Origin of the sequence: Rhizobium sp. rho-13.1, from assembly GCF_007000305.1 — a bacterium.
In the GTDB taxonomy this organism is placed as follows: domain Bacteria; phylum Pseudomonadota; class Alphaproteobacteria; order Rhizobiales; family Rhizobiaceae; genus Rhizobium; species Rhizobium rhododendri.
The window spans coordinates 173,602-187,544 of the sequence record NZ_SCFL01000006.1 but is presented as its reverse complement, the minus strand read 5'-3'; the positions used below and the strand labels follow the sequence as shown (position 1 = coordinate 187,544).

The window sequence follows — 13,943 nt, the reverse complement described above, 5'->3', positions numbered from 1 at the left end:
TCGATCAGACGCTTGGCATCAGTGTGGCTTTGAGCGGCGCGGAATTGGGCGTAAACTTGGCGTTTCGCTTCTCGAAGGAGCGTACGATCAGCCAGGCCGCCAGGCAGAGCGTCGAATAGATTACCGCCAGCACAAGGTAGGTCTCGAACTGGTACTGGTTGTAGTCACGTTCCATGACCAGATGCGCCGTTGCCATCACGTCGGCTGCCCCGATGTACATAACGAGCGCAACGTTGTGGATGAGGTAGATGATGGAGTTACCGTAGCCGGGGAGGGCTATGTGCATCGCCTGCGGCCCGACGACCCGTGAGAGCTTTTGCAGGAAGCTGTAGCCGAGACTGTCGGCTGCATCATGCTGGCCGCGGTCGACAGCCAGATATGCCGGACGCAGGACCTCCGAAAGATAACCGCCGTGGTAAAGGCTTAGAGCGACCATAGCAACAAACGTGGCCTTATGGACTGACGGAGAACCTGCCTGTCTCAGCCGCAGCGTTCTTCACAAGTAGCTGGGTTCAATTTGTCCAGCTCTGCGCAGCGGGCGGAGTTGGACGCGAAACACTTTTGCCCCTTACTCGTTTCCTTCAAAAACAACGGAAGGAGGCCGCAGATTGCCCAGATATTTTTTCGACCTCCATCGTGTCGACAGCGAGCTTTTCGACGATGAAGGCACAGAGTTTGGAAAGCCTGATGATGCGGTGATAGAGGCTGAGGTAGCTATCCTGGAGTTTTTCGTCGAAAGCTTCAAAATGAGCAAAGAGTTTGATCTTGTGGGTATCCGTATCTGCGACGCCGCCGGCGTTTTGGTTCGAGAGGTTTCGAGCCGGGACATTCTCGCGAACCTAATCTCGCCCGAGGTAATTAGCATTTAAGGCTAAGGAAATTTAGTCGTTGTGTTGGGAGCTGCGGAAAATGCGCGTTGAACCGCCTCGGGTTGGCTAGACGTATCGGCTCGTCACCATCAAATGCTCATACTCACGCTCTGGCACGCCGTAGCAGCCACCTGCGATTTTAAGGATTCTTTCCCGATCGAGAATACGTAGGTGCCCTCGTGTCGCTTTTATCAAGCGATCACCCTCCAGGATTTGAATTGCCTCGGTTACGCCGGTGCGGCGTACCCCGAGCATCATCGCGAGAAATTCGTGTGTCAGCACGAGATTATCGCCATCGGTGCGATCGTGGTACATCAGAAGCCACCGGGCCAGACGCTCTCTGACGGAATAGCGGCCGTGTGCCAAGGCCGACTGGGCGATTTGAATTTTGCAGTACTGAACATACCGCAGGAGGAACCAATGAAGGCTCGGCACATCCTCCAATGATCGAAGGAATTTACTTGCGTCCATTTGAAGCGCTGTTCCGCCCGCCAGCATGAGCGCGCCATTTGGCGTATGAAATGAACCCAGAATGACGTGCGCCGCCGTCATGCCCTCCCAGCCAATATGCCCGACCCCGATGCCCTCATGTTCAAGATCTGCGGTCGTTACAATGGAAGCGATGCCACTTTCCAAAAAGTGGACATGTGTGGTCTCCGTGTTTGGCCGCACAATTATATCTCGAAAAGCGAGACCGACCGTCTTGAGATGCGGCCGAATGCGCTCGAAGCCCTCGGCAGGCATCATCTTCAGGAGACGGTTTGTCATTGCATCTTGGGCGAAATCGGACATGGAGGACCTTCCGCAGGGAACAAACTTCCCTCAGCCTCTAATTGCGTCAGCGCGACAGCGGTAATCGCAATAGGGGTGCCGCCATATGCATCTTCTCACCGCCAATAGCGATCCGATTTTCGCAAATCGCAGGTTTTCGTTTACTCCATCGATTGGGAGATCCGCTAATATCAGAGGTGGCTTCAATTTCCATTTGAGAGTGATCCCCAAACCTCCGCAGCCGTTGAGATCGGAAGCTTTGACTTCAAGACCACGCAAGGCTAGTCCCGGCCAGCCGCTTAGCATTTACTCTATTTTATCACGAACGAGCCGAGCATCACCTACGAGATGGCCAATCTTTTGCGGGCGCGGGCGAGGCTGTTCGGAAACCGCCGCGCAAGTCAAAGTGCAGCAAATCTGCGCACTTACACCATATGTCCGCGCAACTGTGTGTGAAGCGATATACGCGTGTTCGCCGCAATATTGTCGGCTGCAAGATTCACCCATGTTGCCCCGCGCAACCGTTCAGGCCTTGCAAATAATCGGCGCTGTTGCATGTTCGCTCTGACTGGAGGAAATCATGGCCCAGCTTGCGCACCCCGTTCCCGACCCATGCCTGCCCGGGCAGGAGAGTGTCTGGTCTTTCCCAAGGCCAAGCATCGCCCAGCCGGCGCGCAATCACCTGAAAATCATTTACAACGGCCACGTTCTTGCAGAGACCACTGCCGCCGTGCGCACAATTGAAACAAGTCATCCGCCAACCTATTATTTTCCGGCCGCGGACGTCGATCTCTCGTTGCTTCGCGAAAGCAGCAGCAGGTCGATCTGCGAGTGGAAAGGACAGGCACGCTATTTTGATATCGTTTCTGGCGACAGAATAAGCCGGAACGCGGCTTGGGCCTATCCGCATCCCACGACATCCTTTGCCTTGATCAAGGATTTTATTGCCTTTTATCCGCGACCCATGGACCTATGCCTGGTGGATGGCGAGGCCGTCGTGCCACAGGCCGGGATGTTCTACGGCGGATGGATCACTTCAGCCGTGGCCGGCCCGTTTAAAGGCCCCCCTGGGACCGAGCGCTGGTAAATGAGTTCAGATTTCGTCAAGAATATGGATTTTGCTACCCACTCATTTCGGGCCGAGACCTTGTATGCTCTGTCGGGCAGCTTCTATCACAATCGGGATTGAAAGGCAGTCCCTTGGAATTGAAGCGCATATGTGGCCGCCAGTAAAAGGGCGTTGTCATTTCCAACAGTGCGGCGCAATATGTTGTCTTTCCGTGTCGAAGGTCTACGAACATGAGGGTTTGTATCTACAAGACCGATGAAGCTCCCGACCTTACGATGTTTCTTCGTGAGGGATACGCGATGCCCTGCACGGAAGAGAGCAGCTGGACGCAGTTAAAGACCATCACAAGGGGCGAAGTCAGTGATGAATTTCTGGCCCAGATGCAGCGCACCGGTCACTGTGTAGTAAGGCTTAGTCAAGTCTCGTCGAGCGATCGCACCGGTCCGACGCCAAACAAGAACCAGAGGAAAGCTAGCATCTATCATCTGGGCAGCCTTCCATCGTTTTTCCGTAGAATGCTGCATAGCTGAGGATTCAACTCCCGTTGCGCATGTTCCTGGCTTCGCAGGCCACTTGTCCGAATCTGGTCAAGACCACTCAATAGGCCATGTTTCAGCGGACAACCTTCCGCGCAGATTACCAGTCTTCGGTGCCGCAATATGTGAAAGCGCTTCGCTCCAGCATTTTAGCAAGCTTCCAACGATCCCTCCTTCCGAAAGGGCAGTTGTGCGCTTTGGCGTTTCGCTGATCTAAGGTGGCCCTTCATCTTTGATGGGCTTGTTTACCCATGAAATCCGTTTCGGTACGCGTTAGGGCCAACGCCGACGTTCCGCAGAAAGGCACGTCTCATGGTCTCGGTCGAGCCGAAGCCGCACCGCGTCGCGGCTCGCATCACGCTCGCACCATCCTCCAGAAGCCGGCGCGCGCTCTCGACGCGGAACGTCTCGATACTCTGCGCCGGGGTGCGGCCGGTACATTTTTGATAGCGCCGCGAAAAAGACCGAAGGCTCATGCCTGCTTGATCGGCCAGCACGCCGAGAGACAGATTATGGTCGAGACATGTGGTCATGCTGTCTCACTTCGACGTCGTCGCGAAGTTGATTATCCAAGCCGCAAAGTAATTTGGTCGTTGGGGCTACGCGCTTAGCGAGGGATTAGAAGCTTTCTCTGGTCCGTCCGCAAACGTAACGTCGCAAGAAGACAGCCGACGTTACAGCATACCAAACGGGGGCAGGAGTTGCTACCGATAGCCAGTCGAGGCACCTTTCTCGGCGAAAGCTTGGGTCTTGGGCGCAGCGGTCTATAGCGCCGGACAGGTCGAACGCTGTTCCGGCGTAGCGGGCATCGCAGCGTAAAGTTGCTCATTCGCCTCCATAACAATGCTGGCGACTAGTGAGGATGCGCTATCGATGTTCCTAAGTTGCCGCGTTTATGGAGGCATAGTCGCCGCTGAACTTCTGGTCAAAGCAACGTTTCCCGGTCATGGAGACTTTGAAGCTGTCATGCGGGATACGAGACGTCTGCGCAGCAGCTAACCTTCCGCGCAGTGAGAATGATCGCTGGCACTCCCGGTCAGAGAGTGCTACGCCCTTTTCAAGGGGCAGCCATTTGGCGACGATCCCGGTGAAGGAATCCAAAAATGGCTGATACGAATTTTCGTCCGCTGCACGACCGCGTCGTTGTGCGCCGTGTTGAGGCTGAAGCCAAAACCAAGGGCGGCATCATCATTCCGGACACTGCCAAGGAAAAGCCGCAGGAAGGCGAAATCGTCGCTGTCGGCAGCGGCACGCGCGACGATAAGGGCATGCTCATTGCGCTCGACGTCAAGTCCGGCGACCGCATTCTGTTTGGCAAGTGGTCCGGCACCGAAGTCAAGCTCAACGGCGAGGACCTTCTCGTCATGAAGGAAGCCGATATCATGGGCGTCATCGGCTGATCTGAGCCGCTTTCTTTTTTCATTTCTTTTTTAAAGACCATTGAGCGATACGCTCGGAGTTTCTTCCTATGGCTGCTAAACAAATCAAATTCGGTCGCGACGCACGCGAAAAGCTCCTGCGCGGCGTCGACATCCTCGCTGACGCAGTAAAGGTCACGCTTGGTCCTAAGGGCCGCAACGTCATCATCGACAAATCCTATGGTTCACCGCGCATTACTAAGGATGGCGTAACGGTTGCCAAGGAAATCGAACTCGAAGACAAGTTCGAAAACATGGGCGCCCAGATGGTCCGCGAAGTTGCTTCGAAGACCAACGACATCGCCGGTGACGGCACCACGACTGCAACCGTTCTGGCCCAGGCCATCGTCCGCGAAGGCGGCAAGGCTGTTGCTGCCGGCATGAACCCGATGGACCTGAAGCGCGGCATCGATCTTGCCGTTGCCGAAGTCGTCAAGGACATCGTCTCCAAGGCCAAGAAGATCAGCACTTCGGACGAAGTGGCCCAGGTCGGCACGATCTCTGCCAACGGCGAAAAGGAAATCGGCCAGTACATCGCTGAAGCGATGCAGAAGGTCGGCAATGAAGGCGTCATCACAGTTGAAGAAGCAAAGACTGCCGAAACCGAACTCGAAGTCGTCGAAGGCATGCAGTTCGACCGCGGCTACCTCTCGCCTTACTTCGTGACCAATCCAGAAAAGATGGTTGCCGAACTGGAAGACGCTTACATTCTCCTTCATGAGAAGAAGCTCTCCAACCTGCAGGCAATGCTGCCGGTTCTCGAAGCTGTCGTCCAGACCGGCAAGCCGCTCCTCATCATCTCTGAAGATGTCGAAGGCGAAGCTCTTGCAACGCTCGTCGTCAACAAGCTGCGCGGCGGCCTGAAGATTGCTGCTGTCAAGGCTCCTGGCTTCGGCGATCGCCGCAAGGCAATGCTCGAAGACATCGCCATCCTGACGGGCGGCACTGTGATCTCCGAAGATATCGGCATCAAGCTCGAGTCGGTTACGCTCGAAATGCTCGGCCGCGCCAAGAAGATCTCGATCACCAAGGAAAACACGACGATCGTCGACGGTTCGGGCCAGAAGTCCGACATCGAAGGCCGCGTCGCGCAGATCAAGGCCCAGATCGAAGAAACCACGTCTGATTACGACCGCGAAAAGCTGCAGGAACGTCTTGCCAAGCTCGCTGGCGGCGTTGCCGTCATCCGCGTTGGCGGTGCGACCGAAGTTGAAGTCAAGGAAAAGAAGGACCGTATCGACGACGCGCTGAACGCAACGCGCGCTGCCGTACAGGAAGGCATCGTCCCCGGCGGCGGTACGGCACTTCTGCGCGCATCTGTCGTCCTCAACATCAAGGGCGCCAACGACGACCAGACGGCCGGCATCAACATCATCCGCAAGGCTCTGCAGTCGCTGGTTCGCCAGATCGCAGAAAATGCTGGTGACGAAGGCTCGATCATCGTCGGCAAGATCCTCGAAAGCAACACCGACAACTACGGCTACAACGCCCAGACCGGCGAATATGGCGACATGATCGCCATGGGTATCGTCGACCCGGTCAAGGTTGTCCGTACGGCTCTGCAGAACGCAGCCTCGGTTGCCTCGCTGCTGATCACCACCGAAGCCATGATTGCCGAAGTGCCGAAGAAGGACTTGGCTGGCGGCGGCGGAATGCCAGACATGGGCGGAATGATGTGATCATTCGATCGGTTAGATAGTGGGACCACAAGGGAGAGACATGGAGACATGCTCTCTCCCTTTATTTTGAGCGATACAGGGCGATGTGTGAGACGACACTGAATAGCCAAGCCTGTTGAAACGGGAGAAGTGAGATTGGACTGAGTGCCCCTTCGAAATGCTCAGAAGGTTTAAACCCGCAACCGGGCGAACCCAGATCAATTCGGATGTCATAATGGTGCGTTCCATAATTTAACATTGAGCCCGGCGATGCGATAAGGGTTTTTGCCTAGGGCCGCCAGATCAGAAATACAATTTCGTCTGGGGGCATACGCTCATCCGGCGTACTGCTGGTCCGTGCCATGATCCATCCAATCGACCACCTTGCCGTCTAGGGCTTCGGCGATAGCGATGTGCGTCATCGCATTGCTTGCCGTTGCGCCATGCCAATGCTTTTCGCCAGGCGGAAACCAGACGATGTCGCCCGCCCGGATATTTTTGATGGGGCCACCCTGGCGCTGAACAAGGCCGACGCCGCTGACGACGATAAGGGTCTGGCCCAGCGGATGGGCATGCCATGCAGTGCGGGCGCCGGCTTCGAATGTGACTGTCACTCCACCAACCCGCGCATCGCCTGTGCCGTAAAACGGAGCGTCGATGCGAACGGTCCCCGTAAACCATTCGGAGGGGCCTTTAATGGAGGCATCCGAACCGTTCCTCTTGATTTCCATCTTTCCTTCTTCCAATTTTATCTATGCCGTTACGGCAGCATTATTTGATGAGTGCCAATTTATTGGATTTCGGACTGTGCGTATAGGTGGTAAAAACCGCATGCAGTCATAAGGAAAACCGATAAATGGCGCGGACGAACACTGCTACGGTTGGACAGCCAGTTATTGCGCATGAACTGCCAGATGTTTTCGACGGGGTTCAAACCGGGCGACAATCCGTGAACACTACGGCCTGGTCGAACTTCAAGGGCGCTGGTGAAAGTAGGCAGCCACGACCGGACGTATGATTGCCACCCGCCTAGAGCTTGGACAGCGACTTGAAAGGGAATATGGCCACCCAAAGCCCGTCAACCTCGCCGGTGGGCGGTTCGCATCAACGCGTTCCAATGGTCTTGGCGACACGGCTCCTGCCGCTCCTTCGGGGTGACGTAGGAATTCCACACTCGGTTAACTTACAGCGCCTCAGCACCGGCAGTCGAACCCCACAATGCGAACCAGCTCGGATGCATAATCATCAGTGGTTGACCGCGGTAATCACCTGTTCAAACAGACAAAAATAGACAAAATACGCATATAAATATACATAGTGTGAATATTGATATTAGATTTCTACTTATACAATCGAATTAAGGAAACTTTATACTGTCGACTTCATCATAATTGGTAGAGAAGGCGCACGTGGAACACAGACAATGTGCGCGGCCGCATTCAGGCAGAGAATGCATTTCGCATGCGATGGAGCCAACTGGACCCGTCAACATTGGAGCTCGTGATGAAATTGAACCTTTTCGCCGGCAGTACTGAAGCGACAGCTGTGCTCCATGCACTGAGCAAGTGTCTAGCAATCATCGAATTCAAACTCGACGGTACGATCATCACGGCCAACGAGAATTTCTGTCAGGTCCTAGGATATCAGTTGTCGGAGATTGTCGGAAAGCATCACTGCATCTTCGTCGATCCCACAGAGGTCAGTACCCAAGAATACAAGGAGTTCTGGACGAGGCTCGCAAGAGGAGAATTTGATCGCCGCCAATACAAGCGCATCTCTAAAGGTGGTCGAGAGATCTGGATTGAGGCTTCCTACAATCCGGTCTTCAGGCGCGGAAAGCCATATAAGGTCGTGAAGTTTGCGACGGATGTCACTGAGCAGAAGCTCAGAGCCACGGAAGATAAAGGTAAGCTCGATGCGATCTCTAGGGCGCAAGCGGTCATAGAGTTCACGCCCAGCGGTGACATTCTAACGGCGAACGAGAATTTCTTGAAAACCCTCGGCTATAAACTGGCGGAAGTGCAGGGCAAGCACCACTCAATGTTTTGCGAACCCAGTTACACCAACAGCGACGACTATCGCCATTTCTGGTCGAAATTGGCAGCAGGCGAGTTCGTCTCAGATGAATTCCTGCGCATCGGAAAGGGAGGACGGCGCGTCTATATCCAAGCGTCGTATAATCCGATCTTTGATATGAACGGCAGAGTTTTCAAAGTAGTCAAATTTGCATCAGACGTCTCAGAGCGCGTAAATAACGTCGAGCAATTGGCGGGTGCCCTGCAAGCCATGTCTGCCGGAGACCTTACGCAGGAAATCCCATCACCTTTTATTCCTACATTGGAGAAACTACGGAGCGACTTCAACGAGACGTCATCTAAGCTCCGCACGACACTTCAAACAATTTTGGAAAACGCCGGGGCAATTGCTGCAGCGTCGCAGCAGATCCAGTCCGCCTCCAATGATCTGTCCAGGCGGACTGAACAGCAGGCGGCTTCGGTTGAACAGACAGCCGCTGCCTTGGAGGAGATTACCACCACCGTAGCGGACTCAAGCCATCGAGCTCAGGAAGCAGGCAATCTTGTACGCCGGACTAAAGAACATGCTGAAATTTCTGGAAACGTTGTCAATCAGGCTGTCGACGCGATGGGGAAGATAGAGAAATCGGCGGGTGAGATTGCCAATATCATCGTTGTTATTGACGAGATCGCGTTCCAGACAAACTTGCTGGCTCTAAACGCAGGTGTCGAGGCCGCGCGCGCTGGCGATGCTGGCAAGGGCTTTGCTGTTGTTGCCCAAGAAGTACGCGAGCTAGCTCAACGCTCAGCTAAAGCTGCCAAGGAAATAAAAGACCTGATTAGGACGTCGGACGCGCACGTCAAGAATGGCGTCGGCCTGGTGGCTGATACTGGCAATGCCTTGCGAGAGATCGTAACTCAGGTTGTCCAGGTTGATGGAAATGTCAAAGCCATTGTGGAAAGCTCAAAAGAACAAGCAACGGGCCTGAAGGAAATCAATATTGCGGTCAACACTATGGACCAGGGAACGCAGCAGAATGCAGCAATGGTCGAACAGACGACAGCCGCGGCGCACAGCCTCGCAAGGGAGGCTGAACAACTATTCGACCTTTTGGGGCAGTTCAATATCGGTACCGCTGCTAAGAGCCACCGTCCGCCACTCGCAGCGGCAACACAGATATCGCGACCAGCAATATCGCCTGCGCGCCAGATGACAGTCAAAATTGCAAAGGCCTTTTCTGGAAATTCTGCGCTTAATTCAGATCGTAGTTGGGAGGAATTCTGACTCCTCGGGCAGGCTGGCAGAAATCCGATCTTTAAACTTAATTTGCTCAAGCGAACAACATAGCCGGGAGCTTACACACGTGAGCTAAGCAGGAGTAAATTTGCCCTCTCATTACCTTATGAAGGATGAATGACAACAATGGCAACGATAATTCCCTTTCCGCGCTCAAGCGAAAGTGACAGACCTCTGAATGTAAAGTCCAACACCTTCGACCCTGCCTTAAAAGATTTTGCGAGCCTGGTCGATGATTTTCAAGACAACCTGACTTCGATTCGAGCGCATTTCATAGTATTACAAAATAAATTCGATTTAATCGTCGCGGCGGAAAAAGATGCTCAAGCGAATTAGTCCCGAAAGAGTTCGCCCTGGCATGTTTGTTGAAGCTGTAGAAGGCGTATGGCTGAATGCGCCATCTTTGGCACGTCGTTTCATGGTCTATAATGAAAATGAGGCTAACGTTCTTAGAACGAGCAAAGTGAGCGCAGTTTTTATCAATACCGCGTTGGGCTTGGACATGGGCCGCCCCGACTGCGAATCAGAGGCGGCGATCTCCGCCTCCGTTGTGGTGACACACAATTTGACCACCAAAGCGATGAGTTCTCGCTACCTTAGAGAGCTACGATCGGCGTTAAAGACACTCAATGAAACCACAGCACTTCTGCAGAACGTCTTCGAAAACGCAAGAGATAGCGGCGACGTAAAATACGAAGATGTGGCTACGATCGTGAGCAAGATTGCAACGTCGATGGAGCGGAATCCCTCGATCTTGGTCGGTATTTCGAGGCTAAAGGCTAAAGATGACATAACATATATTCACTCGATCGCCGTTTCTGCATTGATGATAAGGTTCGCCCGCTACCTCAAGCTCCCTGAGGACAAGGTTCATGTTTTGGGCGTGAGTGGTCTGGTCCACGATATAGGAAAGATAAAGATACCGACTGAAATTCTTAGTAAGCCAGCGTCTTTGACCGATACGGAAATGAGCTTGATGCGAGACCATCCTTCTATCGGACATAAGATGCTTTCGCGACAAAGCAGCATGCCGGATTTAGTTCTCGATGTTTGCTTACACCATCATGAGCGGATAGACGGTACAGGCTACCCTTTGGGGTTAAGTGGGAAGCAAATCAGCCTTGAAGCTCGGATGGCGACAATCTGCGACGTCTACGATGCCGTCACCTCAGTAAGACCATACAGAGCTCCATGGTTAGCTTCTGAGGCAGCATCATGGATGCTGGAAAAGACTAGTTATTTTGACCGAAGGCTCCTATTGCTGTTTCTACATGGGGCAATGCGCACCTAGTAATGGTCTGGCGCTCGGTCCCTGGCGACAAGCAAGTAGGGCGAAGGACTCGAAACGACGATCGCGCGTGCGGATTCGTTAATGTACGAGTGTTGGCAAGATTTACGAAGGCCGGCCGATACTGCGCTTTCCGAGTCAAGACTCCTGTAAACATCATGGGAGTCGGCAAGGGCTCTCCGTATAAACCCATCAATAGGGCACATGATTTCGAACAATGTTTTATCAATCAGTCCTTCTCCGTGACGCTTTAAGCAGGTTCCATTTAAGCTTCTATCTGGAAGGTCAGCAACATTTCTATCTTCGTGCTCGGTGTCGTCGTGATTGATACCCTGTTCAGCTGTATTCAAAAGGCGATCAACATGCTTTTCGCTGCGCGGCGCACCACGTACGAAGCATTACAAGCCATCAGGAAGAATCTAGAATCGCTAAATATAACCAATACCTTAGCAGCAGTGTCGGTCTGCATTTCTTCCCAGAGATGGGCCGACATTTGTGTCCTCAAGCAGGATTGGATTGAATTGTGCCTAATTTATAAGTTGATTGGTCCAAAAACCGCTTCGATCGCTGCTTTCATCCTTTCGATTGTAAAGGGTTTAGCAAGGACGTTATTGGCGCCGAGTGCGGCTGCTTTCATAACGAGCGCTCGGTCACCTTGTGAAGTGAGCATGAGAAAGGCGGCTTTTTTGGTGCGAGGATTATTGCGAACCGCCGCTAGGAGCCCTAGGCCATCCATTTTTGGCATGTTGAAATCTGAAATTACCAAATGGTGCGGCTGCTGCGCCATAATTCTTGCACCTTGCTCGCCATCAACCGCTACGGTGATTTGTTGAAAGCCCAGTTGTTGCAGGGCATCGCCCAGCAAAACACGGCTAGTGAATTGATCATCGACTATCAAGACCTTCACTCTTTCCGCAATGGACATATATTTTTCCTTCTTCACGTCAAAAGCGTACTTCGCAGACAACGCTGCTAGTGACGGATGTGCTTCACGCTTGAGGCACTTCAAAAAATGAGAGATGGCTATCATACCGTCCGCCAACGTGAAGTATGTGATTTCCCTTGTTGCGAGTTGGAGGAACTGGGGGAGCCAGCCTTGTTGCACGCTCTTCCTTTTTACCGTGAAAATGTTTGATTTCGGTCGGACGGGAGGGCGGGAAAGTCAAGCCATCTACCGGGAACGGTATTTCAGCTTCTCCGAACGCCAACGGGATGAAAGGTGGAAACCGGAAACCGGAAATGGCAAGCTCCATTTGTTCTCCTTTGTGAAAAATCATCGCCATCGGAGATAGGGCAACTACAACTTGAACCACCTCATTGGGAGTAAGTCTCAATTCGCGATGCATTGCCAGTATTGGATTAACATCGGTCGATCGTTCTGGGTCGAGTTCACGGTAGCTAACCCTCAAAAGGCCTGAGCAGGCGTTGCCGTCCGGGGGGCCTGGAAGCAATTCTTTCAGCCGCTTCACCAAAGATGGACGTTTGCGCACTGAAACCGCGATATCCATGTCATCAGACCCCTGAGCTTCCACCCAAATCCGCAGCGTCATGTAGCCGCTGATTTCCGTGTCCCGATCGAATTCGAAAACGAATTTCGTAAGGCCGCCATCAGCATCGTGGGAGACGGAATTCTCGGATGCCATGGGCTCAAGCGCCAGCGTATCGCGCTGGAGAAACAGTTTTTTCTTCACGGCTCTGTCCGGTGGGAAGCTTGTCTCTGCCCGATCGACGATGTCCTCTCCCCCTGGGTCGAGCACAGCCATCCGAATGACCGGTGTTGACGGCCAGCCGTTATCGATAGCTTTTGCGTAGTGATCAAAAAAGCGGCGCAGATCCTCGACATGTGCGGGATCGTAATAGTCTGTCCATTCCTGAGTATTATGGATCCTCAGCCATTTCTTCGACGTTCCAATATGTCGCCAGGCGTCGAACGTGCCGACAGTATGTGCCATATTGGTGTAGCTGGCGACAATATATGCTGGTACGTCGATCCGCTCGACCCTGGCTCGCCGGTCGTGCCAGTACGCATTCATGAACGGATTGTCGAGCAGGTTTCGGCTTTGATCTTCAATGTACCCAGTGCCTGCAAGCGACTGGGCAATAATCTCGCCGAACACCATCGACACCGGTATGCCGGGCGCAGGGCTCTGCTCTACGAGCCCCTCCCACGGCGCAATTGCCACAAGGTGGGGCGGGCGCTCGGCAGCAGTAAACCATTGCGACACAGCGAGCCAGGAGTTGCCCGACATGACCACTTTGCCGCTACACCAGGGTTGCTCTGCAGTCCATTCGATGAAATCGTAACCGTCTTCTGCAAGTTGGCGGCCCCAATAGTTGATGTTTCCTTGCGACATTAAAGCGCCACGGGGATCAGGATTTACGACGGCGTATCCATGCTGGCACCAATAGGCAGGGTCAGCTCCTTCGAACCTCTGCAGCTCGGAGACAAGGCTCAACGCGACACCTTGGCGACTCGGAAGATCATCAAGCCACTGGCCGCCGAGTTCTTTGCCATAAGGGCTCCAACTAAAGATTGCTGGTACTTTTTGATCGCCGACGGGCCGAAAGATATCAGTATAAATCGTCGTACCGTCACGAAGCTTCATCGCCACGTCCCGTTCAAAGACGATGTCAACGGGCAATGGCTTCGCGCCTTCACGACGGATGGTCCCAGCCTTCAACGTCCATTTGCCTGGATTGAAACCAAGATACCGTGCCCTCGGCGCTGTGGGGGGGAGTAGCTTACGGTACTTGAGTGGAAATAATCCGTCCGGAGAATCCGGTGTGGGATAAACTTTGGTAGGGATTACCACGAAATCTGGTTCTGCTGCGCAAACCTTATCGATTCCCGTCAGTCGTTCTGAAAGAGATACAACAGTTATCCAAGCTGCTATTCGTGATGCGCTTGCTAGGAGTTTGCGGCGAGAAATGAATAAAGTCACCTTGTTTATCCTTTCAATCGACTGAAGCGGCGATGTACATCATTGCTTATCGAGGCAATCAGCATTATAGATAGAGCTCT

General features: G+C 53.3%; 12 protein-coding genes and 1 pseudogene. 7 read left to right on the top strand and 6 right to left on the bottom strand.

Going from position 1 to position 13,943, the window contains the following annotated elements; genetic code table 11:
• Positions 1 to 4: 4 nt before the first annotated feature.
• Positions 5 to 439, bottom strand: a pseudogene (locus tag EQW76_RS17150) (ABC transporter permease subunit); the annotation flags it as partial.
• A gap of 169 nt (positions 440 to 608) precedes the next feature.
• On the opposite strand from EQW76_RS17150, the gene EQW76_RS17145 reads away from it, so the two are divergent.
• Positions 609 to 869 (top strand): hypothetical protein, encoded by a 261-nt coding sequence (locus EQW76_RS17145; RefSeq protein ID WP_142831071.1) that lies wholly within the window; start codon positions 609 to 611, stop codon positions 867 to 869.
• Between the two features lie 66 nt (positions 870 to 935).
• Here EQW76_RS17145 and EQW76_RS17140 read toward each other — a convergent pair whose 3' ends face one another.
• On the bottom strand, positions 936 to 1,661 hold the full coding sequence (locus EQW76_RS17140; protein WP_142831072.1) for a Crp/Fnr family transcriptional regulator: 726 nt from the start codon (positions 1,659 to 1,661) through the stop codon (positions 936 to 938).
• A gap of 559 nt (positions 1,662 to 2,220) precedes the next feature.
• On the opposite strand from EQW76_RS17140, the gene EQW76_RS17135 reads away from it, so the two are divergent.
• Positions 2,221 to 2,727 carry a DUF427 domain-containing protein gene (locus tag EQW76_RS17135; protein ID WP_142831073.1) on the top strand — a complete coding sequence of 169 codons (507 nt, stop codon included), beginning with the start codon at positions 2,221 to 2,223 and terminating at the stop codon, positions 2,725 to 2,727.
• Positions 2,728 to 3,490: 763 nt separating this feature from the next.
• Here EQW76_RS17135 and EQW76_RS17130 read toward each other — a convergent pair.
• Complete coding sequence (locus tag EQW76_RS17130) at positions 3,491 to 3,778, bottom strand: helix-turn-helix domain-containing protein (protein WP_142831074.1); 288 nt, start codon at positions 3,776 to 3,778, stop codon at positions 3,491 to 3,493.
• Positions 3,779 to 4,348: 570 nt separating this feature from the next.
• On the opposite strand from EQW76_RS17130, the gene groES reads away from it, so the two are divergent.
• Together groES and groL are read left to right on the top strand one after the other, a co-directional pair.
• Entirely contained in the window at positions 4,349 to 4,645 is a 297-nt protein-coding gene (gene groES, locus EQW76_RS17125; RefSeq protein ID WP_142831075.1) for a co-chaperone GroES, read from the top strand.
• Positions 4,646 to 4,713: 68 nt separating this feature from the next.
• Positions 4,714 to 6,342 (top strand): chaperonin GroEL, encoded by a 1,629-nt coding sequence (gene groL, locus EQW76_RS17120; RefSeq protein WP_142831076.1) that lies wholly within the window; start codon positions 4,714 to 4,716, stop codon positions 6,340 to 6,342.
• Positions 6,343 to 6,656: 314 nt separating this feature from the next.
• On the opposite strand, the gene EQW76_RS17115 is transcribed toward groL, so the two are convergent.
• Complete coding sequence (locus EQW76_RS17115) at positions 6,657 to 7,052, bottom strand: cupin domain-containing protein (protein ID WP_142831077.1); 396 nt, start codon at positions 7,050 to 7,052, stop codon at positions 6,657 to 6,659.
• 772 nt (positions 7,053 to 7,824) lie between these two features.
• On the opposite strand from EQW76_RS17115, the gene EQW76_RS17110 reads away from it, so the two are divergent.
• The 3 genes from EQW76_RS17110 (at position 7,825) to EQW76_RS17100 (ending at position 10,924) form a co-directional block, all read left to right on the top strand.
• The gene (locus EQW76_RS17110; RefSeq protein ID WP_142831078.1) at positions 7,825 to 9,621 is read left to right on the top strand and encodes a methyl-accepting chemotaxis protein; all 1,797 of its coding nucleotides are present in this window, start codon (positions 7,825 to 7,827) and stop codon (positions 9,619 to 9,621) included.
• A gap of 129 nt (positions 9,622 to 9,750) precedes the next feature.
• Complete coding sequence (locus EQW76_RS17105) at positions 9,751 to 9,969, top strand: hypothetical protein (protein ID WP_143122994.1); 219 nt, start codon at positions 9,751 to 9,753, stop codon at positions 9,967 to 9,969.
• The gene (locus tag EQW76_RS17100) at positions 9,953 to 10,924 is read left to right on the top strand and encodes an HD-GYP domain-containing protein (RefSeq protein WP_143122993.1); all 972 of its coding nucleotides are present in this window, start codon (positions 9,953 to 9,955) and stop codon (positions 10,922 to 10,924) included. The genes EQW76_RS17105 and EQW76_RS17100 overlap by 17 nt, the downstream gene beginning before the upstream one ends.
• 529 nt (positions 10,925 to 11,453) lie before the next feature.
• Here EQW76_RS17100 and EQW76_RS17095 read toward each other — a convergent pair.
• Both EQW76_RS17095 and EQW76_RS17090 read right to left on the bottom strand, forming a co-directional pair.
• A complete protein-coding gene (locus tag EQW76_RS17095; RefSeq protein WP_142831118.1) occupies positions 11,454 to 11,846 on the bottom strand; it encodes a response regulator in 393 nt (130 codons plus the stop codon).
• A gap of 64 nt (positions 11,847 to 11,910) precedes the next feature.
• Positions 11,911 to 13,602: a CocE/NonD family hydrolase gene (locus tag EQW76_RS17090; RefSeq protein WP_202617180.1), complete on the bottom strand. Its 1,692-nt coding sequence runs from the start codon at positions 13,600 to 13,602 to the stop codon at positions 11,911 to 11,913.
• Positions 13,603 to 13,943 lie beyond the last annotated feature (341 nt).